Raw genomic sequence first — 26703 nt, 5'->3', positions numbered from 1 at the left:
TCTGTATCACCATTTGGTAATTTCTTAGTCTCTACGAAGCGGTATTCTGGAATGTCTTTCTTATCGACTGTTCCTGGCTCACTTGGATATTTAGGAATTTCGTTTCCTTCTTTATCCTTGAATGATGTCTTAACTTTTTCGTAGATGTGTTTTGTATTTCCTTTTTCATCAATTTCAGTTCTAACAACATTATATCCTGGAATTGGTTCTGAAGGTTTAGCTCCATCTTTAGATGGAAGTAAATCTGTTTCTTTGCCATCTTTTTCGATAACTACAAATCTAGTATCTGGGCGAACTGTTGGAGTATATTTAGCTGTTACTGGTGTTCCGTTCTTATCAACACGTTTAACTGTTACTCCTGTAGCTTTTCCTACGAAGTTTGGCTCTGGAGTGAATGTTACTTTTCCATTTTCATCGATTGTATATGTTCCTTCGTTTGGTACTACTTTTTCAGTTGTTCCATCATCGAATTTTGGTTTTACATTTTCATCGATTGCTACTGGTACTTCTTTCCCGTTAAGTGTTACTTTTCCACCTGTAAATGTTGGTGTCCCTTCTTGAGATTGTCCTTTTGGACCTTCTGATTCAGCATCTTTAGAAGTTGGTGACACTGGGATTACTACTGGTGTGTATTTAGCTGTTACTGGTGTTCCGTTTTTGTCAACACGCTTAACTGTTACTCCTGCAGCTTGTCCTGTGAATGTTTTTTCTGGAGTGAATGTTACTTTTCCATTTTCATCGATTGTGTATGTTCCTTCGTTTGGTACTACTTTTTCAGTTGTTCCATCATCGAATTTTGGTTTTACAGCTTCATCGATTGCAACAGTTTTTTCTTGACCATTAATCGTTACTTTTCCACCTGTAAATGTTGGTGTTCCTTCTTGAATTGCACCTTGAACATTAGTTGTGATGACATCTGAACTTGTTGGTGTTGCTGGTTTTACAACTGGTGTGTATTTAGCTGTCACTGGTGTAGCATTCTTATCTTCACGTTGAACTGTAACACCTGTTCCTTTACCTGTAAAGTTCTTTTCTGGTGTAAATGTTACTGTGCCGTCTGGAGTTACTGTATATGTTCCTTCACCATCGATAGTTACTGATTCAACTGGATCACCTGTTTTTGGATCTACCAATTTAGCTGGTTTATCTTCATCGATTGCAACAGTTTTTTCTTCACCGTTAACTGTTACTGTGCCACCTTCAAATGTTGGTTTACCTTTTTGAATTGAACCTTGAACATCTTCTGTTACAGTATCTGAACCTGTTGGTGTTACTGGTTTAACTGTTGGTTCATAAGTAGCAGTTGTTGGTGTTCCATTCGCATCTTTTGCTTGAACAGTTGCTGCTACTGGTGTACCTGTAAAGTCTTTATTTGGTGTAAATGTTACTTTACCTGTTGTTGGTTCAATTGTGTAGGTACCAACTGTATTTCCATCATTATCTTTTGCTGGAATTGTTGTATCATCTGTTGGTTTTCCAGTTTCAGGATTTACTAATTTAGCTGGCTGATCCGCATCAATCTTCATAGGAATTCTTTCATCACCTGGTGTGAATGATGGAGTTCCTTCTTGTTTAGCACCTTGAATTCCTTCAGAAGTTGTTGGTGTTCCTGATGGTTCTACTGGTGTAATAGATGGAGTATAAGTTGTTTTTACAACTGTTCCATTTGTATCTTTTGCTTGGATCGTTACTGGCTCAACTTCACCAGCATACGTTTTATCTGTTGGTGTAAATACTGCATTCACTTTGCCATCTACGACTTTAAGTGTATACGTACCAATCACATCACCTGCTGGATTCTTCGCTGGAACTGAATCTACTGCATTTTCATTTTCATCTAATAATTTAAATGAAGTTGTATCGATTGCTACTGTTTTTTCTGTTCCATTGATTTCTGTTTTACCTGGAGTAAATGTAACTTCTTTTGATTGTTCTACTCCTTGGATATCTGTTGAAGTAGCTGGTTCTGCTGTTGGAACTACTCCTACGATATGTGGAGTATAGGTTGTTTTCACAGTTGTACCATTTTCATCTTCTGCTTGAACATTCGCTGGTAATACGGTACCTTTATAAGTTTTATCAGTTGGTGTAAATGTTACAGTATTATTTGATGGGTCGATTGAGTAAGTACCTACTTTTGTAACTCCATCTGCTGCATAAGCTGGGACTGTTGCTTCTGTTGGTACACTTCCGTCAGCATTTACTAATTTAACTGAGCCTTCCTTGATGGCTACTGACTTCTCAACATTATCGATAGTCGCTTTACCTGGTGCAAATGTTACAACACCTGATTGTACTTCACCTTGGATGTTTGTAGATTCTGCTGGTGTTGCTGTTGGGGCTACTCCTACGATATGTGGTGTGTAGGTTGTTTTAACAGTTGTACCATTTTCATCTTCAGCTTGAACATTCGCTGGTTGAACAGTACCTTTATAAGTTTTATCAGTTGGTGTAAATGTTACAGTATTATTTGATGGGTCGATTGAGTAAGTACCTACTTTTGTAACTCCGTCTGCTGCATACGCTGGCACTGTTGCTTCTGTTGGTACACTTCCATCAGCATTTAATAACTTAGCTGAGTTAGCTTTAAGTGGTACTTCTTTTTCTACACCTTCAACTGTTGCTTTACCTGCTGTAAATGCTACAGTTCCTGTTTGAGTATCCCCTTGAATTCCAGTTGAAGTAGCTGGTTGCGCTGTCGGTGTTGCTCCTACTACAGTCGGAGTATAAGTAGCTGTTGCTTTTTTCAACACTGGCGTTCCATTTTTATCAGAACCTACAGCTGTTTCTAACTCAATCGTTACTGGTTTAGCTGTTCCTTTAAAGTTTGGCTCTGGTGTAAATGTTACCTCTCCAGTTGTTGGGTTAATTGTATAAGTTCCTTGACCATCTACTTTTAGTGTCTCTACTTTATTACCAGAAGCATCCACTAATTTAGCTGGGTATTTATCACTTGGTGTTACTGCTGTTGTTGTATCCGCTAAATTAAATGTAGGTGTTTTCTTCTGTGGTTTTCCTTGGATATCTGTAGAATCTACATTTTTACCTTCTAATTCTTTTGGTGTTACTGTTGGAATGTAGACTGCATCCATAGATGTAGTTGCTGCCCCATTAAGCGTAACTGTTTTTTCAACTGCTTTAGTAACGTCTAAGCTACCATCAAAGTTAGTGTATGTAGATCTTCCGTTGGCAGCTGTTACCGCTGTGTCTTTATCTTGTAAAATTGTTGATGTCCATCCAGTAGAGTTTCCATTTTTATCAACACGACGAACGAAAATACCATCTGCAGTACCAACAAATGTTGCTTCTGGTGTGAACGTCACTAATCCATCATTATCAACTGTATAAGTACCTTGACCTGTTACAGTATATGATTGACCGTGTTCAACTCCATCAGCTGAAACGATAACTGGTAGTTTTGTTGTATCGATTGTGTTCGCAACTGAATGATCCGTATTTTGTGTTCCAAATGCTGTGAAAGTTAAAACTGCTGATTGTTTTTCACCTTGAGCACCTGATGTTTGCTTAACTGAACCTTTAGGAGCTGTAGTTGTTAATGACTTGAAGTCTTCTACCTCACCAGTCGCTGCTGATCCTGTAGGAACTAGAATCTCATTTTTAGACATCGCAATACGGATACGTGTTCCTAATTCTGAAACTTTACCATTTAGAGCTGCTTCTGTTCTAGCTTTATTACTAAATCTTAATGTAACATCTTGGTTATTACCATTTATTTCTACAACATCAGATTCTTCTTCTGGGTCAAATCTTCCATTTTCATTGAAGTCAATCCATCCACGAACATAAGCTTTTCCACTCAATGTTTGTTTAGTACCGTCTGCTTTATCGAATTCTCCAGAACCATTGCTTGCTTTGAAGCTGATCTTTGTTGTTCCGTCTGATAAAGTAATAACTGAGTATTTCTTACCTACTCCTACTAATTGTTCTTCACCTTCATCTTTGGTTCCAGGATTATTCGTTACATTTGTATCATCATCACCTGTCCATGGAGTTGTTTCGATTGGTTTAGATACATACTTACCATTTTCTTGCGTAACCTCAGTTTTTCTTTCAAAGTCAGGTAAAGCAGAACCTAGATATGGTTGTTGTATTCTATCACCAGTTCTTTGGTTTACTGAGTTGATACTATGACGAGCCTCACCATATGTTAATGGAGCATCTCCTCTATCTTCCGCTAAGAATCCAATCATCGCATTTTGCATTCCTGCAGCATTGATATAAACAGATACATGTTGTGCATCACGTGATCCAAAAATAGGAACTGTTTTAGATGCATTCCAACTGCTTCTACTTGCATATCCTAATTCTACTGAATTTGTATTGTAATGACTATTAACGTTAAATGTATGATATGGGCTCATAACTTGAGTTCCTAATCCAAGTTTTGGTTCCCCGTTTTCATCTAAATCTAAATAGGCTTTATAGTAGTTATTATTCTTACGGTTGAAGAAGTCACGATAATCCTCCGCTCCTCCTTCATGTTTACTATTTCTCGCTCCACCGACAAGGTGTGTCTCTTGTTTTAAATCATCTGCTGAAGTTAGTGACCAACGACGTAGAGGCGCTGCATATCCTTCTGCATAAGATCCATCTGGCCATTTGTATCCACCATTTCCGTCTAAAGAAACACTTGGTGTGCTGCCTGTTAATGGATCTCCTTGTTGATTCTGTTGTGCATTCGCTTCTTCTACTAGCTCCCAGTTTCCTCCGTCAGTCACGTAGTTTACTGTTTCAGTATTGGTTAATTGTTCTCCATCGGCTAATAGAACATCTGCACCTTTTAGTTCTTTACCATTTAAGAAACGAGTTAACTTCCAAGTTACCCCAACAGTAGCGTTGTCTCTAGCAGGACCAAATCTGTTAAACATGTTTCCAGTAACGATACCTGCATTACTTGGATTTCTTTCTTTTTCTTTTTGAATTACAACATCAACTTCTCTTCCATCATAACGAATCGAGTTCTTAGTAATTTCTGAATTATCTTTTGTATGTTTTACTTCCACACCAGCTTTTTGGGCACGCTCTTTATAAACATCTGTTGTTTCATATGGTTTAAGTTCTGTAACTTCCATACGTACAACATAACCAGGATATAGTTCTTGTTCAAACACAGTTCCTACTTGTAGAGCTAGTTGATATCCTGCCGCTTTTGTCACTCCAGCTGCTTGAGCATCACGTTTTAAGTTTTCGTTTGTAGTTTCATAAATAGAAATATCTGTAGTTGGTTTTCCTAAGTCATTGCTAATCGCAGTGAATTTACCACCTGATTTATAAGCTTTACCGAAGTCATACCACATAATACCGTTGTTTTTATCTGCGGTATATTGTTGTTTGTTCTCTACCCCTAAGAAACTAGCACCATATTTATAGTTTTTAAAATTTTTATAACGCTCTATCGTGTCATTCTTAACAGTATCAACTTTACCAGTTGTTGTTCCTGTAGTGCTTGGTAGTACTGCTTCAAATTTACCATCACGGCCGATTCCTGCTTTTTTCAATTCATTGTATACTGCAAGAATCGATTCATTTAGGCGCTCCAATTGAGCATCTACTTGCTCTTTTGTAACACTCTTATCAGCTAAAAGAGTTTTTGTTTCAGCAAGAACTGCTTGGTTTTTAGCGACTGCTGCTGTAACAGCTGCCTTGTTTTCTTCTTTGACATCAGCCTTTGCAAGTTGAGTCTCAGCCAATTTGTTAGTTGCTTCAGCTTCTGATGATACTTGTGTTAGAGTTGTTGTAGCCACTGAAAGTGCTTTTTCAACTGGAGTTGCAGTTTTTTCTGCTTCTGCCTTAGCTGCTTCCTGATCAACCGCCTGCTTCTTATCAAAACCAGCAGTATTTGACTCTGTTACAACCAAACTTAAAGCAGATACTGTAGCTGCCTGTTGATCAACTTCTGCTTGACTAGCCTCTGCATTAGCAAGAGTTGCTTTAGCTGTAGCCAAAGCTTCCTTAGCTGAGCTCAGTACAAAAGCCTCTGCATACTTAGCCGTTGAAAGTTTTGATTCTAAAGTTGAAATGCTAGCTTCAAGAATCTCTTTTTTAACTTTTTTAGCTTCTTCTACTTTATCAGCTTCTGCTTTGACTGATTTATCTTTAGAATCCGCCTGATTCCCTAGATTAGCAGTTGTTACAGACGAAACTTCAGCCCCTTGTACTTCAGTAGCCGAAACTGCTCCATTCCCAAGGAACATCAAACCAGCTGCAATCGCTACTGATGCAGCTCCAAAACTATACTTACGGATACCATAACGAAGGTATTTTTCCGTTCTAAAATCTTGTTGGTTTCTCTGCATGAGATACACAACCTCCTTATTTATTAAATAATGCTGATTTCAAACACTAGGAAAAATACCCCCCCCCTTAAATTTTTATGCAATATTAAGAAGTTGATATCTTAAGTTAGGTATAAAAGATAAATCAACATTTGTTGTTATTATATCATTCAGAACAATCTTTTGCAAGATAAAAAATTTCGTTCGACAATCGTAAACATAGAAACCTTATGTAAATATATAGTTCTCTGGTTGTTTTTTTATAGTATTCCAGAAATATTATACAAACTTGTGAATATTGAAATAATTGATACGCTTGTAATCCATATAATTTTTTTTACAAATCAACAGAAAACAATTCCTATTTCTTTATTTTTATCAATCATCAAATCACGTTCAAAAACACCAAAATGAGGCTGAGAAAAACTCAATTTCTGGATCAAACAAAATAAATTTTCTCAAATAAAAAAACGAGCACTTTCGTACTCGTCTTTGTTTATAAACTACTGATTAAAGTGAGTTTACGTCAACTTTGATACCAACACCTTGAGTAGTTGTGATAGTCAAGTTTGTTACGTAAGTTCCTTTAGCTGTAGCTGGTTTTGCTTTTTGGATTGTTTCGTTGAAAGCTTTGAAGTTTTCAACCAATTTTTCAGCTTCAAATGATACTTTACCGATGATTGCTTGAACGTTACCTGCACGGTCAGCACGGTAAGTGATTTTACCACCTTTAGACTCTTCAACTGCTTTAGCAACATCCATTGTTACAGTACCAGTTTTAGGGTTTGGCATCAAGTTACGTGGTCCAAGGACACGTCCAAGACGTCCAACAAGAGCCATCATGTCAGGTGTTGCGATAACTACGTCGAAGTCCAACCAACCGTCGTTGATTTTAGCAACAAGGTCATCTTCACCAACAAAGTCTGCACCAGCAGCTTTTGCTTCTTCAGCTTTTGCACCACGTGCAAAAACAAGAACGCGTGAAGTTTTACCAGTACCGTTTGGCAATACCATTGCTCCACGGATTTGTTGGTCAGCTTTTTTAACGTCGATGTTCAAGTTATAAGCAACTTCTACAGTTGCGTCAAATTTTGCAAAGTTAGTTTCTTTTGCAAGTGCTACAGCTTCTTCTACGCTGTATGCTTTTGTGCTGTCGATTTTCTCAAGAGCAGCACGAAGTTGTTTGCTTTTTTTAGCCATTTTCTATTCTCCTTGTAAGTGGTTCAATCGATTTTCATCTCCCACGTCACTTCTCGAAATGATGAAGTCTTGCGGGTTTTCAGTCTATTAGATTCTTTTCCTACGGCCTTAAGTTTCCTTGCTGTACCCAAGTACAAGCATCAGTCACTTGCCTAGTATGAAAAGCAACTAATAGACTGCTGTGAGATTTTCTACTGTGTTATTGATTAGTCAACAACAGTGAATCCCATAGAACGAGCAGTACCTTCGATCATACGCATTGCAGACTCAATGTTTGCTGCGTTCAAATCTGGCATCTTAGTTTCTGCAATTTCTTGTACTTGTGCACGAGTAACTGTAGCAACTTTAGTTTTGTTAGGTGTACCTGATCCTTTTTCAACACCTGCAGCTTTTTTCAAAAGAACAGCAGCTGGTGGTGTTTTAGTGATGAAAGTAAATGATTTATCTTCGTAAACTGAGATAACAACTGGAATGATCATGCCAGCTTGGTCAGCTGTACGAGCGTTGAACTCTTTTGTGAATCCCATGATGTTGATACCAGCTTGACCAAGAGCAGGTCCAACCGGTGGAGCTGGTGTAGCTTTACCAGCAGGGATTTGCAATTTTACAAGTTTTTCGACTTTTTTAGCCATTTTTAAATCCTCCTTTGTGGTTTTGGCGGTAATTAAAGATTTTTACCTCCCACAAGTATGCTTTACACATACTCATCTATTATACACTATTTATCTGAAATTGCAAGAGAAAAGTTTATTTTTTATACTCAATGAAAATCAAAGAGCAAACTAGGAAGCTAGCCGCAGGTTGCTCAAAGTACAGCTTTGAGGTTGCAGATAAAACTGACGAAGTCAGCTCAAAACACTGTTTTGAGGTTGTGGATAGAACTGACGAAGTCAGTAACCATACCTGCGGTAAGGCGATGCTGACGTGGTTTGAATTTGATTTTCGAAGAGTATTAATCGACGTAATCTCCGCCTTCAAATCCATAGTATTCTTCCAAACTGAGACCACTTGCAGCAATTTCTTTAGCTTCTTTTCCGACATAACGAAGATGCCATTCTTCAGCCATATAGCCTGTTTCCTTTTCCTTACCTTTAAGATAACGGACAACAAATCCATAATCAGCTGCATGGTCCAAAAGCCATTGGGCTGCTTTTTCTTCTGTTACCAAATCTCCATTCGTCCCAATCACATCAAAGGCCAAGCCTGTTTGGTGTTCGCTATAACCAGGTCGAGCAGAGTAACGGTCAGCCGCTGCCTTCCCATCTTGATTGACATAATCTTGATAGAGCTTGGTCTGAGTTTCATAACTTCTAAAACCACTATAATGGTCACTGATTGGGAATCCTGCCTCTTGCATAGCCTTGATGAGTTTGAGCAACTCTGCCTTGGCTGTCGGATTTTCCCCTGGATTATAGTCTTTAGACAATGGATAGTGTTTATTAGCTACGATGATTTCATCGTATTTTCCTTGAATGCTGTAATAGTCTCCTTTGTTGACCACTTCTGCTTTTTTCTGGGCAGCTCCTTGAGATTTACTGCCAACTGTTCCATCAGTCTTGGCGGTTTGTTCTGTCTTAGCTGCGCCATCTTCAGTTTTTGCTTTTTCTTGTGAACAAGCTGCTAGACTCAAGGCTAGCAAGGCTGTCAAGACAAGGTATCTTTTTTTCATTTCTACTCCTTTATTTCTAATAGTTTATCTAGTTCTAATGATAAACATTTGACTAATCTTTTAATCTCATCTGGTTTTGCTTGGCAAGTTTCTGAGGTCATTTCTTCAAAGGGAACCCACCAAACTGGCCCACGCCCCTTAAGACCGTGGCCGTTCATATCACCTCTTCGTCGTGGAAACAGATGCCAATGAAGATGGGCATCGCCATTTCCTAGCAGTTCGATATTCATTTTCTCAGCAGCAAAGGCCTTAGCAACTGCCTCTTGGACCATACTCATTTCTTCTAGAAAACGGAGTTTCGTTTCCTTTTCTAAATGGTGCAATTCGGTGACATGTTCCTTGGCTAGAAAGAGACTATAGCCTGCAAAATACTGATGGTCTCCAACCACAAGATAGCCTGTTTCCAACTCTTTGACAAAATAGGGATTTTCTCCCTTCTTGATGAGCTCAATTCTCTGGCAAATCAAACACATATTAGTCTACCAATGCGCTCTTAAGATAAGCATCAACCATACGTTCCGTTGCGACTACCGAGTCAATATGAGTACGTTCATATGAGTGACTAGACTCGATACCAGCACCGAGAAGGGCGTGTTTGACTTCTGCCCCTGCAGACATAGCTGCTGAAGCGTCCGAACCATAAAATGGATAGATGTCCAGCTTAAATGGAATATCTTGCTCTTTAGCCAAGGCAACCAAATGTTGACGGAAGTCATAGTGATAAGGCCCAGAAGCATCCTTGACACAGATAGACACTGTATACTCATCTGTTTGCTGATCATCTCCCATGGCTCCCATATCCACAGCCAGATATTCGACTACCTGAGCAGAAATATTAGAATTAGCACCGTGGCCCACTTCTTCAAAGACTGAAAAAGCAAAATGGGTTGTTACAGGCAACTCAACCTTCTCTTCCTTATAGATACGAAGGAGATTGAGCAAAATTGCTGCACTGACCTTATCGTCCAAATGACGAGACTTGATAAAGCCTGTCTCTGTAACGACAGTTCGTGGATCAAAGCTGATAAAATCACCGACCTCAATCCCCAAGGCTCGAGTTTCTTTTTCATTGCTTACTTTTGCGTCCAAACGCACTTCCATATTGTCCTGCGTGCGTTCTGCAGTTCCTGCATCCTTGTAGACATGGCAAGAAGTCTGGTGGATGAGAATAGTTCCTGATACTTTTTGTCCTGTGCTAGCCACATGAACGGTACAGTTTTCTCCTTCAATCATATTCCAAGGAAAACCACCGATACGGTCCATTTTGAGACGACCATCTGGTTTGACAGCACGGACAATAGCACCCAGCGTATCCACATGGGCAGTCACATAGCGGTGCTCTTCATCATTTTGACCTTTGATGGTCACATTGACACCACCCTTAGCTGTACGAACCGGTTGGTAACCAAAATCTTCTAAAGTCTTGACTAAATAGTCCGAAATCTCACGAGTGAAGCCTGTTGGCGATGCAATAGCTGTCAGTTCTTTGATATATTCTACTGTTTGATTCATTTCTTCACCTCTTTTGCTACCTATTATAACACATTTATCATCGGATAAAAAAAGAAAATCACTCCTGTAGACTTGGCTACAAAAGTGATTTTAATGATTATTCCATTTCAAAAACATCGCTTTCTTGCTTGTTTGGTAGAACCAATGAGAGCAAGATTCCGACAATGGCTGGCACCAACCATGGGAGAGATGCCTTGGCAAAAGGAAGAGCGTTGACAAGGTTTGCAAGAAACTCAACCTTAAATGAGCTTCCTAGTACGCTTGCAATGGCAATAGCTGTAACAACAGCAATTGTCAACTGCATACCTGGTTTTGAAAGAGCCACAAATTTGTTAACAATGACAATCATAACGATAGCAATCGTGATTGGGTACAAGATAACCAATACTGGAATGGAGTACTTGATAATCGCACTCAAACCAAGATTTGCAATAGCAAATCCAATCAAGGTAAAGACTGTTGCATAAACCTTGTAGCTGATTTGTGGGAAGCGCTCATTAAAGAACTCAGCTGTTGACACAATCAGACCGACTGTTGTTGTGAAGCAGGTTACGGTTACCATAGCTGCTAGGAAGAGTTGAGCTGTTGAGCCAAAGATTTCTTGAGTGGCTTGTGACAAGATGTAAACACCTGGTGTTCCACCCTTCATCGCTTCAGCTGGTACTGGGAAATGATTTCCAAGGAAACCTAAACCGATGTAAAGAGCGCTGAAAGCAAGGGCAACAACGATACCAACCACCCAAATAGTTGAAATGTATTCTTTCTTACTTGAGAATCCAAGTTGTTTCAAGGTTTGAACTGCGATTACACTGAAGGCAACTGAGGCAAGGGCATCCAAAGTATTATAACCTTCTAGGAATCCTGTACCAAAGGCAGAAGCTTGATAAGCAGCTGAAGCAGCTTGAGGACTTGTTCCACCATATTTGATAGCTCCTAGAACAACTAAGATAACGATCAAAATCGCAAAGACTGGCGTTAAGATACGGCCGATACGGTCCAAGATTTTTGATGGATTAAGCGAAATTAGATACGCTGCTGCAAAGTAAAGAACCGTAAAGACAATCAAGCCAAGACCTTTATTTGCATCCGACAAAAGGGGGCTAATCCCTACTTCGTAAGCCGTTGTAGCTGTACGTGGGATAGCAAAGAATGGACCGATTGACAAGTAAAGAACTGAGAGGTAAAGAGTCGCAAACCAAGGCGCTATCTTTGTTGAAATCTCGTAGATATATCCTTTAGGATTTAGCGTTCCAATAATAAGAGTCAAGACGGCGATACCGACACCTGAAAAGACAAAACCTGCGATGGCAGGAAGAAAATGTTCTCCAGACAGAGCACCTAGAGAAGGCGGAAAAATCAAGTTCCCCGCACCAAAAAATATTCCAAACAGGAGTAAACCTGTTAGGGCACCTTTTTTAGCCATGAAAATCTCCTTCATATTTATAAAATACTGACCTAGTATATCATGAATAGGAGCATGAAAAAAGCTTCACGAAGTAAATATTGAATGTTTTCAAGATTCTTAAAAATGAGAATTGTCTAAAAATAAGATTCTCCTACCCAGTCCACGCCAAGTAGGAGAAAATTCTAATGTTTATACTCTTCGAAAATCTCTTCAAACCACGTCAGCTTCACCTTGCCGTACTCAAGTACAGCCTGCGGCTAGCTTCCTAGTTTGCTCTTTGATTTTCATTGAGTATTAAAGTTCTTCAAAGGCCATCATACCACCTTGGACATTGATAACTTCATAACCTTGTTCTGATAAGAATTGGCAAGCACGCGCCGATCTCATTCCAGATTTACAAATAATATAATGCAAGCGATCTTTGTCCAATTGATCATAGCTATCAGCTAATTGACTCAGCGGTAGGTTTTGGGCACCTTCTAAATGAAGAGCGTCAAACTCTTCCACTTCTCTCACATCCACTAGAGAAAGTTGGTCGTTTTGGTAGAGTTGGTAAAATGCGTCAAAGGTTATTTCTTTCATTCTTTTTCTCCTAATACTCTTCGAAAATCTCTTCAAACCACGTCAGCGTCGCCTTACCGTACTCAAGTACAGCCTGCGGCTAGCTTCCTAGTTTGCTCTTTGATTTTCATTGACTATAAAATGGTTTTAATTCTTTTTTTCAAATCTGGCACCACTTCTGACTCAAACCAAGGATTTTTGGCCATCCAGATTTGATTTCGCGGTGAGGGGTGAACTAGTGGAAAATAGGTTGGTAAGTAGTTCTGGTAATGTTTTACCCGTTCTGTCACCTTGCCACTAATTTTTTCCTGTAAATAGTAGGCTTGGGCATACTGGCCAATCAAGAGAGTTAGCTGAATATCTGGTAATTCTTGCAAGAGCTGAGGATGCCATTTTTCTGCAAAACCCGCTCGCGGTGGCAGGTCACCTGATTTGCCATGCCCTGGAAAGTAGAAATCCATAGGCAAAACCGCAAAATAACCTGAATTGTAAAAGGTATCTTCATCCACACCTAACCAGTCCCGCAAACGGTCACCACTTTTGTCTTTCCAGTAAAGGCCTGCTTCTTGGGTTTTAAGTCCCGGTGCCTGACCGATGATATTGATGCGAGCAGTCTTTGGCGCTGCAAAGAGAGGCTCGATACCACGTTCGGTATAGCTGGCATTCTGCGGATCCGCCATGATAGCCTGCTTGATTCTTTCAATTTGAGACATCTACTTTCCCTCCAAAAAGAAGTCTAAGCATAGCATCTCAGACTTCTATCGTTTTATTTGATCAATTCGTAAATAGCTTCGGCATAGATTGCTGCTGCTCGGAAGAGATCATCCAAGGCGATAAATTCATTGGCTTGGTGCATAGTATCAATTGAGTCTGGGAACATAGCACCGTAGGCAACACCTCGTTCGAGCAAGCGACCAAAGGTTCCACCACCGATGACTTGCTCATGACCTTTAAGTCCAGTTTGTTTTTCATAAACATTCAACAAGGTTTGGACAAGTGGATCTTCCATTGGCACATAGTGAGGGGTGTGACCGTGTTCAGAAAGGCTAACAGAAGCAACTGGCAAGTTTTCAAGGATTGACTTGATCTGTTCAGGACTTGTTCCTTTCGGATAGCGGATATTGAGGGCAATGGTATTATCAACACTTGTTTCGTCAAAGCGGAAGACACCGGCATTCATAGAAAGGGCACCCATCTTTTCATCCACATGTGCAATCTTGAGGTTTTCACCCTCATGGTCGTTCAAGAGAATTTTACCAGCAATATCAAGGTAGTCTTTTGCTGGTCCAACAAAGTCAAACTGGCTAAGGAAGAGGGCTAGGTAAGTCGCACCATTGACACCTGAAGCAGGCATAGCACCGTGGGCTGATTTCCCAATGATCGTCACCTTGTATTGACCAGCCTCTTCTTGGATTTCTCCTCTGAGCTTGTGTTCTGCAACAAAGGTATCTAGTTTAGCTTGCAAGTCAGTCAAGTCACCTGAAACGACTGCTGTTGCTGATTCAGGTACCATATTTTCACGCAAACCACCTGTAAAGCTATGAAGATGAGCAGCACCTGCATTTTCACCTGCAAAGTGAAGATATTCCGTGATATTTCCTTTTTCACCGTTGATGATAGGGAATTCAGCATCTGGAGAGAAACCGAAGTCTGGTTTTGCAAGTCCTACGTGCTCGAAGTAGTAGTCCATGTCTGCCCAGCCTGATTCTTCATCAGTTCCGACAATGAAGCGAACTTTCTTAGAAGTTGGAAGGCCCAATTCTTTGATAATTTTCAAACCATAATAACAAGCTGTTGTAGGTCCCTTGTCATCAGAAGCACCACGCGCATAAAGACGACCATCTTTGATAGTTGGTGTGTAAGGGTCTGTGTCCCAACCGCTACCAGCAGGTACTACGTCCATGTGGGCAAAGATTCCGAGAACTTCTTCTCCATCACCAAACTCGAAATGCCCTGCGTAGTTATCAACATTTTTAGTTGGGTAGCCATCACGGTCTGCAATTTCAAGGAATTTTTCCAAGGCTTTTACCGGCCCAGGTCCAAATGGATGCTCAGCATCCGCCTTGCTGTCATCACGTTCTGAGTTAATTTCCAAAAGGCTAAACAAGTCAGCCAAGAGGTCTTCTTTGCGTTTTTCTACTTCTGCTGTAAAATCAATTGCTGTCATAATATCTTCCTTCTATCTTTTCTCGATGATTTCATCTACTGGCAAGCGGTAGCTTGGTTCCAATTTTTCGTCTGTGTATCCCACTGTAATCAAGAGTTCTGGGCGGAAACGTTCTTCGATGTCCAAAACTTCATTGACTTTTGATTTGTCAAAACCAAGAATCAAATTTGATCCGATTCCTTGGTCTGTAAGAGCGAGAACCAAGTTCATAGCAACCAAACCTGCATTGAGGGCTAGGTAGTCGCTGACTTGTTATTCATTGTAACGGGCAAATTCCGCAGGTAAATTCTTCATGAAATATTGAAGTTGTTCTTCAGAAAAATTCTTTGCCCCACCGACACGAGCAATCTTGCGAGCACGTTTGGCTAAGTCCGTATCTGTAAACAGGGCAATGGTGACAGGCGCTGATGATACCTGCTCAAAATTTGAACCGTAAGCCAACTTTGCCAAATCAGCATTTTTCTCACGAACCACCACAAATTTCCAAGGCTGGCTGTTGTGGGCACTTGGTGCCAAGGTTGCAATTTCGATAGCCGTACGCACATCTTTTGGATCAACTGGCTTATCAGTGAAATGCTTAGTCGCATGACGTTTTTTATTTAATTCAAGAAATTTCATAATCGATTTCCTTTTCTAATTCTACTGTTTCCATTCTACCATAATTTGAAAGAGCTTGCAGGGATTTTTCATGATTAAGATTTTTTATTACAGTCATAAAAAATATATATTGGTTCATCAGGAACATTTCTGATAAACTAGCAAGTACTTTACATTTGAATGGAGATATTATGAAAAAATTTAGCCTATTATTAGCCATCCTACCATTTTTGGTTGCCTGTGGAAATCAAGCTACACCCAAAGAGACTAGTTCTCAAAAGACAATTGTCGTTGCTACAGCTGGTGATGTGCCACCATTTGACTACGAAGACAAGGGCAATCTGACTGGCTTCGATATCGAAGTTCTAAAAGCAGTAGATGAAAAACTCAGCGACTACAAGATTCAATTCCAAAGAACTGCTTGGGAGAGCATCTTCCCAGGACTGGATTCTGGTCACTATCAAGCTGCAGCCAATAACTTGAGTTACACAAAAGAGCGTGCTGAAAAATACCTCTACTCACTTCCAATTTCGAACAATCCCCTCGTCCTTGTCAGCAACAAGAAAAATCCTCTGACTTCTCTTGACCAAATCGCTGGAAAAACAACGCAAGAAGATACCGGAACTTCAAACGCTCAATTCATCAATAACTGGAATCAAAAACACACTGATAATCCTGCTACTATCGATTTTTCTGGCGAAGATATCGGCAAACGAATCCTAGATCTTGCTAACGGAGAGTTTGATTTCCTAGTTTTTGACAAAGTATCCGTTCAAAAGATTATCAAGGATCGTGGATTAGACCTTTCGGTTGTTGATTTACCTTCTGCCGATAGCCCCAACAACTATATCATTTTCTCAAACGACCAAAAAGAGTTTAAAGAGAAATTTGATAAAGCGCTCAAAGAACTCTACCAAGATGGAACCCTTGAAAAACTCAGCAATACTTATCTAGGTGGTTCTTACCTTCCAGATCAATCTCAATTACAATAATACTCTTCGAAAATCTCTTCAAACCACGTCAGCTTTATCTGCAACCTCAAAGCTGTGCTTTGAGCAACCTACGGCTAGCTTCCTAGTTTGTTCTTTGATTTTCATTGAGTATAAGATATACTAAAAGCGATTGGACCAGCCAATCGCTTTTTTAGTTTGCATTGGTTATTTTAGGAAACTCTTACAAAAAATCAAAATAATCCTTCACATCTTCTACATACCCATGCTTTTCTATTAAGCTTGCTAATAGTTCCAGATTGTGCCCCTGATAGTTGTCTTCTCTTCGTAGCTCTTCATACATTTCGATAAAGGGAAGCCCCTTGGACTTGGCCAATTCTAACTCCGCTTCATAATCATAAGCGACTTTACGAAATTGGATATTGAGTAATTCCCCATCTTCAACTTCTATCACGGCATACTGGGCACGGTGATTTTTTAACGCCTCCCAATTAAAATAGGGCATACCAATCGAACCTGGATTGATGATTTGTTGCCCTTGACTGCCATAACGAAGCAACTGCTTGTGAACATGACCATAGACTGCCACGTCGGTTTCATCATCTAGGAGTTGGTCAAATTTCTCCGTATCATTATCAACCAGTAGGTCCCCACCATAGTTTTTGTCAGGTAAATTATGAGAGAGAGAAAAGCGCAGTCCGTCAACTTCTTTCTTTTCTAGCAAAGGCAAGCTTCGTAGCCAGACAATCGTTGCAGGATCCATTCGCTCCATCAAAAACTGGGTCATTCGCATTGACTGGATTTCTTGTGGATGTTCCAAACCATATTCACCATCCAAGGCCTCAAGGACACAATCATCCCAATTGCCTCGAACACTGGCTGTTATAGGAAGGTCCTTTAACAGGGCGACCAAGTCATTTGCACCGGGACCGGGAAGAAAAATATCTCCCAGAAGCCAGTATTCACTGACTCCTTGATTTTTAGCATCTGCAATCACTGCTTCTAGGGCAGTTGTATTGCCATGAATATCTGATAAAATTGCGATTTTATGGTTCATTGTGGTTTCCTTCCGTTTGATAATCTACTCTTTCTTCCGCCACTTGAGCTAATTCCTCTTCTTCCTGCGGGTTCAACTTCCTCTGTACAGCCTCTGCAACCGTTCTAGGTACTCCAACATCAACAATCTCATCCACACTGGCTTCCTTGATTTTGCTCAAAGACTTGAAATGCTTCATGAGATTCTGCTTGCGTTTAGGTCCCAGCCCTTCAATTCCATCCAGTTGTGATGAAAAAGAATTTTTGGAGCGCAGTTGACGGTGGAAAGTAATAGCAAAGCGGTGGACCTCATCTTGGATACGTTGGAGCAGGAAAAATTCCTGAGAATTGCGAGACAACTCCACCACCTCAAGTGGATCTCCAAAAAGTAATTCATGGGTTTGGTGCTTGTCATTTTTTTGCAAACCTGCAATGGGAATATCCAGACCCAGTTCCTCTTGTATGACTTGCTTGGCGATATTGACTTGACCTTGTCCCCCATCGATGACAATCAAATCTGGAGGAGTCAAACCGTCACGCTGTACTCGACCATAGCGCCTGCGAATGACTTCTCTCATACTCGCATAGTCGTCTGGCCCGACTACGGTCTTGATTTTATACTTACGGTAATCTTTCTTACTTGGTTTGCCGTTGACAAAGACCACCATGGCTGAAACAGGACTGGTCCCCATGATATTAGAGTTATCGAAGGATTCGATGCGGACTGGGGTCGGTATTTGGAGCAAACGACCTAGATTTTCAATAGCTCCTTGTGTCTTTTCGACAGATTTCTCTAACAGGTTGAACTTCTGCTCTAGACTGACTCGAGCATTCTTTATAGCCAAATTGACCAGTTGCTTTTTCTCACCACGCTGGGGTTTGAGAATCTTAGTATCCACTAAGACCTTGACGGCTTCTTCGTCAATATCCTGCGGAATCAGCACCTCATTAGGAACTAGGTGAGATTTTTCTTGATAGAATTGTCCCACATAGGTCAAGAAATCCTCATCCGGATCATTGTAGTAGGGAAAGAGATTGACATCGCGCTCAATGAGTTTTCCCTGACGGACAAAGAAAACCTGAACACACATCCATCCCTTGTCCACATAGTAGCCAAAGACATCCCGATTTTGGAGATCCTTAGCCATGACCCGTTGCTTGGTTCGAAGTGTTCCAATAGCCTGAATTAGGTCACGGTATTCCGCTGCACGTTCAAATTCCATAGTCTGGGCTGCCGCTGCCATTTTTCCCTTTAGGTCATTAATGATTTTGTCATCTTGCCCTTTCAGAAAATCAGAAACCTCCTGAGCCATAGACTTGAAATAGTCCTCATCCTTCTTACAGATGGTATGGGCCATACATTGACCGATATGGTAATAAAAGCAAACCTTAGACGGTGGATTGGTACACTTTCTAAAAGGGAAAATTCGATCCAGCAACCGCTTGATTTCATTGGCTGCCCCTACATCTGGATAAGGTCCAAAGTAGAGACCGCCGTCCTTCTTGACCTGACGGGTGATAATCAAACGAGGATAGCGTTCATGGGTGATTTTGATGAAAGGATAGGACTTATCATCCTTGAGCATGATATTGTACTTAGGCTTGTTTTCCTTGATCAGGTTGATTTCTAGGAGAAGTGCCTCAATATTGGACTCAGTAACGATAAATTCAAAATCCACAATTTCAGACACCAAGGCCTCTGTTTTGGTATCATGACTTCCACGGAAATAAGACCTCACGCGGTTACGCAGATTTTTAGCCTTTCCTACATAGATAATGGTGCCGTTTTTATCCTTGTGAATGTAGCAACCAGGGCTGGTCGGCAAGAGCTCTAGTTTTGATTTAATCAAGTTATTCATAGTTCCATTATAGCAAAAAAGTAGGGAAAGATAGCCTCCCTACTCATTGGTCTCATATATTTTTTGAAGTCTTTCGACATCCTCTTCCTGAATACCATAAAAGGAACCTGCAGGTTGCATGACAGACTTCTCATCTGTATGGTCCAAGCCAATCGCATGACCCAACTCATGTTCCGCCGTATGGACAATGCGCTCATAGGAATAGCCATAGTTTGGATTGGACAGATAATAGTGATTCAACCGTACCGTGACAGACAAGAATTGCCCCGTCAAGAGATTGGTCTGACTTTCTGCCTCTCCTGCCACAGGAGTACCTCCGTCATTCATCTCCGTAGCCAAGATATCTGCCTTGCTGGCCTCAGTCACCAGTTCAAACTTAAAGGCACCAGTTTGATTCCAATTCTGAATCGCTTCTACATAAGCTTCTTGAAAGCGTGAATCTATCTGCGGATCTAGGTAAATACGAGCAGAAGCCTGCGGCCACCTTCCTTCAGAGTGTTGGTGGCTATCTGTCTGGTTCAACTTAGGCAGTTGCCCTGTTTTTTCCCATTGGTCGATACTTTGTTTACCAATCTTGACTGACCGTTCTGCTTGCTTTAGCGCTCCTTGAAAATCACCGTTCAGATACCAGAGAAGTCCAAAAGCAAAAGCACACAAAAGAAAAGCTATCCAAACTAGACGCCAAAACAAACGCCACACAAAAGAAAAGAAAGCCCCTATCAAACGAAAAATCCAGCGCATGTTCCTCCACCTTTCTAGCAAATAAAGTCTATTTTACTAAAACAAGCTGAAAGAAAGCTAAATTATGACAATCTCTCTTCTAATTTGAAATCGATTGGTAAGGTTGCTAAGAACCGTTCCAATTGTTTTTCCCAGTAGTACCACTCGTGAGTTCCAGCACTATGGCTATAGGTCACATCAAAGCCCAGTTTTTTGAGATTTTTCACTGCTAGATTATTGGCTTCGTACAAGAAATCCTGCTCGCCACACCAAGCCCAAAGCTGGGTCTTTTTGTCCGATTTTTTAGCCAGACTTTCTAGAGAATAAGGACTAGTTGTCCAATCTTTAATCTCTCCAAAAACACCTCTCCAGTAAGCTGGTGTCCCCAGATTTTGGCTTTCAGGAGAAAAATCTTGAAAGCTGAGAGCACCTGAAAAACTAGCTGCATGAGAAAAACGATTTGTAGCAAAAGCCAGTTTGAAACAGCCGTAACCTCCCATAGAGAGACCAGCGATAAAGGTCTTTTCACGCTTTCTAGTCATATTAGGGAAGAAGCGTTTCAAAACCTGTGGTAATTCCTCTGCTAGAGCTGTGTAATAGTCAAAACCATATTGGGTATCGGTATACCAACCGTTGCTGGTATTGGGCATAACAACGATGAGATTAGTGCCTCGAAGCAAGCGTTCTACATTAGTACGCTTGAGCCAGCTATTATGGTTGCCAGACATCCCGTGCAGGAGGTACAAGACGGGAATATCTTTACAATCTGGTTCTTCCACTCGATGAGCATCAGGATAGAGGACATTCACTCCCCACTCCATATCCAAAACTTGTGAGTAATACTCGATTTTCATTACTGCCATAATTTTTTCCTCTATTTTTCTATAAGAAAAAGCCGAAACTCGACTTTCTCTCTGTTTATTTCAACAATTATTTCGCTTCCATGACTACTGGTAAAATAGCTGGACGACGCTTGGTTTGGTCAAAGAGGTACTTGGTAAGATTATCACGAACCTTCCCTTTGAGGTCTGCCCAGTCAAAGTCATCTCCTTGAAGATAGTCTTCTACCGTCTGGTTAATCAATTCTGAACTTTCACGGAGAATATCACGACTCTTCTTGAGATAAACAAATCCACGCGTATGCACACGAGCCTTGGCCACAATTTTCTTCTCACGACGGTTAACGGTGATTGCGACGATGAAAATTCCATCTTCTGACAAGACCTTACGGTCACGAAGAACCACATTGCCAACATCACCAATGGCATTCCCGTCAATCAAGACATCCCCTGCCGAAACCGCTCCAGCTGGGACAAAGTCTCCATTCTCATAAGCCATGCTGGTTCCCTTTTTAGGGATAAAAATGCGTTCTGGCAACATCCCAACTGCCATAGCAGCCTTAGCATGGGCATCCAACTCGCGGTATTCTCCTTGAATTGGGAAGAGATACTTGGGTTGCAAGAGATTGATCATCAACTGCAAATCACGCGCATTTCCATGTCCTGACACACGCAAGCTTTGAGTGATCAGTTTGACAACTCCGCCAGCTTGGTAAATCATGTTTTCCACACGCGCCATGACTGCTTCTTTAGCGATAGACGGAGTGGTTACAATATAAACTAGGTCACCGTCCTTGATTTCCACATAACGGTGGCGACCAATCGACATCTTGCGAAGACCGTTGATAGGCTCACCCATACGACCTGTCTCAAGGATAATCAACTCATGGTCTTCAAAGCGAGACATATCTTTTGGCTTAATCAAAAGACTCTCGTTAGCTAGAGACAATTTCTTAAGGCGAATAGCAGTACGGACGATATTTTCAATATCAAATCCTGTCAAGACCACACGGCGGCCTGTTGCATCCGCAGCGTCAAACACCTGCTGGATACGAGAGAGGTTGCTAGCTACTGCTGCAACAATGATACGACCATCCCAGTCCGAAATGGTTTGAGTGATCTCGTCCCCAACTTCACTTTCGCTAGCCACTTGGATATTACTGTCCGCATTGGCTGAATCGCTAAGAAGAGCTAGAACTCCATCACGACCGATTTCTGCCAAACGAGCGAAGTCTGTCGCATAGGATTCACTAGCTGTCTGGTCAAATTTGAAGTCACCTGTATAAACGATGCTTCCTTCAGCTGTCTTCAAGACCACACCCAGACTTTCTGGGATAGAGTGGGTCGTACGGAAGAAGGAAACCACAGTCCCTCCAAAATCAATCTCCGTATTCTCATCAATGACATGGAAATCATTGAATTTCTTAACCGTATCATTTCCTTTGACAAAGAGTTTGGCCAACTCAATGGTCAGTTCAGAGCCAAATACAGGCACCTTGGCTTCAGCCAAGAGATAAGGCAGAGCACCAATGGCATCCGCATGCCCATGGGTCAAGAAAACGCCAGCGATACGGTCGCTATTTTCAAAAAGGTAGTCCATATTTGGAATAACTACGTCCACCCCTAGTTGTTCATTTTCAGGGTACTTCAGACCTGCATCCAAAACGAAAATAGACCCATCGATTTCAGCGATATACATATTTTTCCCATTTTCACGCACACCACCAAGTGTTGTTAAACTGATATTACTCATTTTTCCTCCGAAAGCTTAGTTTATCTTGATTATAGGGTTGCTTACCCTCTTATTCTAAAAGCACTATTACTTTTAGCCGAATCTTTTCCTACCATTATACCATTTTTTTAATGATTTTCAAAATGAAGATTTGTTTTCAAAAAAGAGCTGGTTGCCCAACTCTTTCCTATCTGCTATTCTTTTTCCATTAAAAAGTCATAAATTTCTTGCACGGTACCCAGCGCCATCATTTCTTGGTCTTTGACGGTTTGTTTGAGATTTTGGTAAATCTGACTTTCTCCGATTTCCCGCTTTGCTGCCTCTTTATTGACTGTCATGACACCATCTTTGATCGTCACAAAGCCTAGCTCTTCAAATACTTGAATCATCTTGACCAGCAAGATTTGTTGGATATTAAGATAAGCTGCCAAATCCTTCAGTTTGTAGCGAATATCAAACTCTGGGAACTGGTAGATGGTCTTGTACAATTTGGCAAACTGCTCTCTAGTCCCATAGCCTGTCAGATAGTAGGCCTTGTCAATATCATTTTTGAAATAAACGGCAGAGAAATTCTGTTCCTGAAAAATGGTTTTCAACAGAGTAATATCCTCAGGTATGTTTTTTACGACAACCGCTTCACTAGTCGCTAAATCCGGCACTTCTCCAGAGAAATCCAAGACTGGAACCCCTTCTGGCAAAACTGCATTCTTCCCACGGATGTTAAAAAGTTGAACACCCTCCACACGCGCATCCACCATCATCAACTGGAGAGCAGTTTGGCCATTCCATTGATTGACAGACAATTTGACTGCCAACTCTAGATTCTTGGTTTGAGCAAATTCTGTTGCCCATCTACCTTGTCCAAATGCTACCACTTCAAAACTCGCTTCACCCTTAGAGATTTTCAGCTTGAGATGGGCATTGCCTGCTCCCATGGTACGGGCACTTTCGACCTGAAAATCCTTTATATAAAAGACAGGTTTCTGATTGTCCATTCCAAAAGGTGCTAAACGTTCAAAACTTTTAACCGTTTCCAAGCTAAGTGTCTCCAAATCCAGTTCTTCATCTAGATTTAACTTGTTCTTACCACTAGCATCTGCACCTTTTTCACGGACATAATCTTCCAAAACCTGAGATAAATCTGAAAGTTTCTCAACTTCCAGCGTCATGCCAGCTGCGCCAGCATGGCCTCCGAAAGCGATAAAGAGGTCTCGATGGGGATCCAGAGCCTCAAAAATATCCACTGCTTCCACACTACGAGCACTACCCTTGGCACGACCGTCCTCTATATTAAGAACAATGACTGTCTGCCCCAATTCTTCCAACAAACGACCAGCTACGATTCCTAGAACCCCAGGATTCCAACCTTCCTTGGCCAAGACTTGGACCTTCTTCTCAGGATCCACCATGGTCTTGGCTTCCTCATAGATAGATTGCACGATTTCCTTGCGCTCTTCATTTTTCTGGTGAATCATAAGGGCAATCTCTTGCGCCTCCTCATCATCAAAGCCAGTCAACAAATCAATGGCTGGATTAGGATCATCCAAGCGACCCAAGGCATTCAAACGAGGGGCAATCTGGAAACCAACCGTTTCTTCTGTTACTTCGTTGGCAGCAATCCCAGCCATGTCCAGCATTTCTTGCAGACCAATTCGTTGAGTATGCCCCAGCATTTCTAGACCATATTGAACCAAGATACGGTTCTCATCCGTCAAACTCACCATATCTGCAATGGTACCAATAGCGACCAAATCAAGCAATTCCACTTGAACTTCTTCTAACAGGGCACAAGCTAACTTGAAGGCCACTCCACAACCAGCCAAATATTTGAAAGGATAGTCCGCATCTGGATGTTCAGGGTGAACGATGGCGTAGGCATCTGGTAAGGTTTCAGGCATAGAGTGGTGATCTGTGACAATGACATCCACTCCCATAGACTGGGCCAGTTCAATAGCCTCATGACCAGCAACCCCATTATCCACCGTCACAATCAAGGAAATTCCTTCTTGCTCGATAAAGTATTTGTAGACACTGGCATTAGGTCCATAACCGTCTGTAAAACGATTGGGCAAATAAACCCGACACTCGGCACCAAGCTGTTCCAAACTTTCCTTGACAATAGAAGCCGAAGTCATACCATCCGCATCATAATCACCGTAAACGAGGATATTTTCCCCTTCTTCAATGGCCTGACGAATCCGTTCCACTGCCTTGTCCATATCATGGAGCAGATAAGGGTCGTGCAAGTCCTCCAAGGAAGGTTCTAAAAACTTCTTCAGACTTTCTTGGTCCTGAATTCCTCTTTCAAATAATAACCGAGCCACCTCAGGACCCAGTCCAGCCTTCTTGGCTATCTTTGTAAAATCTGCATCTTCAACCTGCGGGGCAAACTGCCATTCATAAGTAGGTGTTATCAAAAAGACATCCACTCTTTCTAAGAATTCTATTGCTTCATTATAACATGATTTAGGCTTTTTCTCTATCCTGATTGCTTTCTACAAAAATTTTACTAACTTTTTTCTGATATGATTTGACAAGAAAAATCTTTTGGTGTAGAATCATGTTATAAAATCTAACACAAAGGAGATTCCTTATGGCTTTAGTAGAATTTGAACACGTCGAAAAATATTACGGAGACTACCACGCACTCCGCGACATCAATCTCCGTTTTGAAAAAGGGCAAGTCGTTGTCCTCCTTGGACCTTCTGGTTCTGGGAAGTCCACTCTTATCCGTACGATTAATGGTTTAGAGGCTATCGACAAAGGAAGTCTTCTAGTAAATGGTCACCAAGTTGCTGGTGCCAGCCAGAAAGATTTAGTACCTCTTCGCAAGGAAGTTGGTATGGTTTTCCAACATTTTAACCTCTATCCCCACAAAACAGTGTTAGAAAACGTAACACTTGCACCCATAAAAGTTCTAGGAATTGATAAAAAAGAAGCTGAAAAGACAGCCCAAAAATATCTGGAATTTGTAAATATGTGGGACAAGAAAGATTCTTATCCAGCCATGCTATCTGGTGGACAAAAACAACGGATTGCCATCGCACGTGGACTCGCTATGCATCCTGAACTCCTCCTCTTTGATGAGCCAACATCTGCCCTAGACCCTGAAACTATCGGCGATGTTCTGGCAGTTATGCAAAAATTAGCCCACGATGGTATGAATATGATTGTCGTTACTCATGAAATGGGCTTCGCCCGTGAAGTTGCTGACCGCATCATCTTTATGGCTGACGGAGAAGTTTTGGTGGATACGACAGATGTCGATGACTTTTTCGACAATCCAAGCGAACCTCGTGCCCAACAATTCCTCAGCAAAATCATCAACCACGAAAGTGACAAAGTCAAATAAGGAGGCATCTATGAAAAAGAAATTCTTTTTATCAGCATTATTAATTAGCCTTTTCGGCCTTGCTGCTACAAAACCAGTTCAGGCAGATACCAGTGTCGCAGACATTCAAAAGAGAGGCGAGCTAGTTGTCGGTGTGAAACAAGACGTTCCCAATTTTGGTTACAAGGATCCCAAGACAGGAACCTATTCTGGTATCGAAACCGACTTGGCCAAGATGCTAGCTGATGAGCTTAAGGTCAAGATTCGCTATGTGCCTGTTACAGCACAAACTCGTGGACCCCTCCTGGATAACGAACAGGTCGATATGGATATCGCAACCTTCACCATCACAGACGAACGCAAAAAACTCTACAACTTCACAAGCCCCTACTACACGGACGCTTCTGGCTTTTTGGTCAATAAGTCTGCCAAAATCAAAAGTATTGAGGATTTAAACGGAAAAACCATCGGAGTTGCCCAAGGTTCCATCACCCAACGCCTGATTACCGAACTGGGTAAAAAGAAAGGCCTGAAGTTTAAATTTGTAGAACTTGGTTCCTATCCAGAATTGATTACTTCTCTCCATGCCCATCGTATTGATGCCTTTTCCGTTGACCGTTCTATCCTATCTGGCTACATCAGTAAGCGGACAGAACTACTAGATGATAGTTTCAAGCCATCTGACTACGGTATCGTTACCAAGAAATCAAATACAGAACTCAACGACTATCTCGATAACTTGGTCACCAAATGGAGCAAGGACGGCAGTTTGCAAAAACTCTATGACCGTTACAAACTGAAACCATCTAGCCATACTGCAGAATAAGGAG

At 41.2% G+C, this 26703-nt stretch carries 19 protein-coding genes and 1 pseudogene; 3 read left to right on the top strand and 17 right to left on the bottom strand.

Annotation, left to right across the window (positions count from 1 at the left end; genetic code table 11):
* The 11 genes and pseudogenes from OCF96_RS04425 to OCF96_RS04375 all read right to left on the bottom strand — a co-directional run.
* The coding region (locus tag OCF96_RS04425; RefSeq protein WP_261446547.1) for an Ig-like domain-containing protein at positions 1-6317 on the bottom strand (6317 nt) is incomplete at its 3' end.
* Between the two features lie 489 nt (positions 6318-6806).
* Complete coding sequence (gene rplA / locus OCF96_RS04420) at positions 6807-7496, bottom strand: 50S ribosomal protein L1 (RefSeq protein ID WP_001085675.1); 690 nt, start codon at positions 7494-7496, stop codon at positions 6807-6809.
* Positions 7497-7702: 206 nt separating this feature from the next.
* On the bottom strand, positions 7703-8128 hold the full coding sequence (gene rplK / locus OCF96_RS04415) for a 50S ribosomal protein L11 (RefSeq protein WP_001085806.1): 426 nt from the start codon (positions 8126-8128) through the stop codon (positions 7703-7705).
* A 320-nt stretch (positions 8129-8448) separates the two neighbouring features.
* Complete coding sequence (gene ldcB, locus OCF96_RS04410; protein ID WP_261446546.1) at positions 8449-9165, bottom strand: LD-carboxypeptidase LdcB/DacB; 717 nt, start codon at positions 9163-9165, stop codon at positions 8449-8451.
* A 2-nt stretch (positions 9166-9167) separates the two neighbouring features.
* On the bottom strand, positions 9168-9638 hold the full coding sequence (locus tag OCF96_RS04405) for an HIT family protein (RefSeq protein WP_261446545.1): 471 nt from the start codon (positions 9636-9638) through the stop codon (positions 9168-9170).
* Between the two features lies 1 nt (position 9639).
* Positions 9640-10677 (bottom strand): M42 family metallopeptidase, encoded by a 1038-nt coding sequence (locus OCF96_RS04400; RefSeq protein ID WP_261446543.1) that lies wholly within the window; start codon positions 10675-10677, stop codon positions 9640-9642.
* 97 nt (positions 10678-10774) lie between these two features.
* A complete protein-coding gene (gene brnQ, locus OCF96_RS04395) occupies positions 10775-12100 on the bottom strand; it encodes a branched-chain amino acid transport system II carrier protein (RefSeq protein WP_261446542.1) in 1326 nt (441 codons plus the stop codon).
* A 276-nt stretch (positions 12101-12376) separates the two neighbouring features.
* On the bottom strand, positions 12377-12664 hold the full coding sequence (locus tag OCF96_RS04390; RefSeq protein ID WP_261446540.1) for a rhodanese-like domain-containing protein: 288 nt from the start codon (positions 12662-12664) through the stop codon (positions 12377-12379).
* 113 nt (positions 12665-12777) lie between these two features.
* Positions 12778-13356, bottom strand: a complete 579-nt coding sequence (locus tag OCF96_RS04385; RefSeq protein ID WP_261446539.1) for a uracil-DNA glycosylase family protein — start codon at positions 13354-13356, stop codon at positions 12778-12780.
* A 53-nt stretch (positions 13357-13409) separates the two neighbouring features.
* Complete coding sequence (pepV, locus tag OCF96_RS04380; protein ID WP_261446538.1) at positions 13410-14810, bottom strand: dipeptidase PepV; 1401 nt, start codon at positions 14808-14810, stop codon at positions 13410-13412.
* Positions 14811-14822: 12 nt separating this feature from the next.
* A pseudogene (locus OCF96_RS04375) lies at positions 14823-15428 on the bottom strand (nitroreductase family protein).
* A gap of 170 nt (positions 15429-15598) precedes the next feature.
* Here OCF96_RS04375 and OCF96_RS04370 point away from each other — a divergent pair.
* Positions 15599-16399 (top strand): amino acid ABC transporter substrate-binding protein, encoded by an 801-nt coding sequence (locus tag OCF96_RS04370; RefSeq protein WP_261446537.1) that lies wholly within the window; start codon positions 15599-15601, stop codon positions 16397-16399.
* Positions 16400-16580: 181 nt separating this feature from the next.
* Here OCF96_RS04370 and OCF96_RS04365 read toward each other — a convergent pair whose 3' ends face one another.
* The 6 genes from OCF96_RS04365 to recJ all read right to left on the bottom strand — a co-directional run bounded on the left by OCF96_RS04365 (position 16581) and on the right by recJ (position 24959).
* Complete coding sequence (locus tag OCF96_RS04365; protein WP_125411015.1) at positions 16581-17414, bottom strand: metallophosphoesterase family protein; 834 nt, start codon at positions 17412-17414, stop codon at positions 16581-16583.
* Positions 17404-19251 carry an excinuclease ABC subunit UvrC gene (gene uvrC / locus OCF96_RS04360; RefSeq protein WP_261446536.1) on the bottom strand — a complete coding sequence of 616 codons (1848 nt, stop codon included), beginning with the start codon at positions 19249-19251 and terminating at the stop codon, positions 17404-17406. The genes OCF96_RS04365 and uvrC overlap by 11 nt, the downstream gene beginning before the upstream one ends.
* A gap of 39 nt (positions 19252-19290) precedes the next feature.
* Positions 19291-19992, bottom strand: coding sequence for a M57 family metalloprotease (locus OCF96_RS04355; protein ID WP_261446535.1), 702 nt, complete (start codon positions 19990-19992; stop codon positions 19291-19293).
* Between the two features lie 62 nt (positions 19993-20054).
* A complete protein-coding gene (locus OCF96_RS04350; RefSeq protein ID WP_261446534.1) occupies positions 20055-20834 on the bottom strand; it encodes an alpha/beta hydrolase in 780 nt (259 codons plus the stop codon).
* Positions 20835-20901: 67 nt separating this feature from the next.
* Positions 20902-22563 (bottom strand): ribonuclease J, encoded by a 1662-nt coding sequence (locus OCF96_RS04345; RefSeq protein ID WP_143952989.1) that lies wholly within the window; start codon positions 22561-22563, stop codon positions 20902-20904.
* Positions 22564-22736: 173 nt separating this feature from the next.
* Positions 22737-24959, bottom strand: coding sequence for a single-stranded-DNA-specific exonuclease RecJ (gene recJ, locus OCF96_RS04340; RefSeq protein WP_261446533.1), 2223 nt, complete (start codon positions 24957-24959; stop codon positions 22737-22739).
* Positions 24960-25135: 176 nt separating this feature from the next.
* Between recJ and OCF96_RS04335 the strand changes: the two genes are divergently transcribed.
* Together OCF96_RS04335 and OCF96_RS04330 are read left to right on the top strand one after the other, a co-directional pair.
* Entirely contained in the window at positions 25136-25894 is a 759-nt protein-coding gene (locus tag OCF96_RS04335) for an amino acid ABC transporter ATP-binding protein (RefSeq protein WP_084928862.1), read from the top strand.
* Between the two features lie 10 nt (positions 25895-25904).
* Entirely contained in the window at positions 25905-26699 is a 795-nt protein-coding gene (locus OCF96_RS04330; protein ID WP_261446530.1) for a transporter substrate-binding domain-containing protein, read from the top strand.
* Positions 26700-26703 lie beyond the last annotated feature (4 nt).

Origin of the sequence: Streptococcus mitis, assembly GCF_946190065.1 — a bacterium.
GTDB classification, from domain to species: domain Bacteria; phylum Bacillota; class Bacilli; order Lactobacillales; family Streptococcaceae; genus Streptococcus; species Streptococcus mitis_DE.
Note: the sequence above shows the minus strand (reverse complement) of the source record. Positions and strands in the feature narration are given on the sequence as shown.

Bases quoted from the DNA above. Each gene is read 5' to 3' on its own strand.
- rplA (WP_001085675.1), bottom strand. From the start codon at position 7,496: ATGGCTAAAAAAAGCAAACAACTTCGTGCTGCTCTTGAGAAAATCGAC.
- rplK (WP_001085806.1), bottom strand. From the start codon at position 8,128: ATGGCTAAAAAAGTCGAAAAACTTGTAAAATTGCAAATCCCTGCTGGT.
- ldcB (WP_261446546.1), bottom strand. From the start codon at position 9,165: ATGAAAAAAAGATACCTTGTCTTGACAGCCTTGCTAGCCTTGAGTCTA.
- OCF96_RS04405 (WP_261446545.1), bottom strand. From the start codon at position 9,638: ATGTGTTTGATTTGCCAGAGAATTGAGCTCATCAAGAAGGGAGAAAAT.
- OCF96_RS04400 (WP_261446543.1), bottom strand. From the start codon at position 10,677: ATGAATCAAACAGTAGAATATATCAAAGAACTGACAGCTATTGCATCG.
- brnQ (WP_261446542.1), bottom strand. From the start codon at position 12,100: ATGGCTAAAAAAGGTGCCCTAACAGGTTTACTCCTGTTTGGAATATTT.
- OCF96_RS04390 (WP_261446540.1), bottom strand. From the start codon at position 12,664: ATGAAAGAAATAACCTTTGACGCATTTTACCAACTCTACCAAAACGAC.
- OCF96_RS04385 (WP_261446539.1), bottom strand. From the start codon at position 13,356: ATGTCTCAAATTGAAAGAATCAAGCAGGCTATCATGGCGGATCCGCAG.
- pepV (WP_261446538.1), bottom strand. From the start codon at position 14,810: ATGACAGCAATTGATTTTACAGCAGAAGTAGAAAAACGCAAAGAAGAC.
- OCF96_RS04370 (WP_261446537.1), top strand. From the start codon at position 15,599: ATGAAAAAATTTAGCCTATTATTAGCCATCCTACCATTTTTGGTTGCC.
- OCF96_RS04365 (WP_125411015.1), bottom strand. From the start codon at position 17,414: ATGAACCATAAAATCGCAATTTTATCAGATATTCATGGCAATACAACT.
- uvrC (WP_261446536.1), bottom strand. From the start codon at position 19,251: ATGAATAACTTGATTAAATCAAAACTAGAGCTCTTGCCGACCAGCCCT.
- OCF96_RS04355 (WP_261446535.1), bottom strand. From the start codon at position 19,992: ATGCGCTGGATTTTTCGTTTGATAGGGGCTTTCTTTTCTTTTGTGTGG.
- OCF96_RS04350 (WP_261446534.1), bottom strand. From the start codon at position 20,834: ATGGCAGTAATGAAAATCGAGTATTACTCACAAGTTTTGGATATGGAG.
- OCF96_RS04345 (WP_143952989.1), bottom strand. From the start codon at position 22,563: ATGAGTAATATCAGTTTAACAACACTTGGTGGTGTGCGTGAAAATGGG.
- OCF96_RS04335 (WP_084928862.1), top strand. From the start codon at position 25,136: ATGGCTTTAGTAGAATTTGAACACGTCGAAAAATATTACGGAGACTAC.
- OCF96_RS04330 (WP_261446530.1), top strand. From the start codon at position 25,905: ATGAAAAAGAAATTCTTTTTATCAGCATTATTAATTAGCCTTTTCGGC.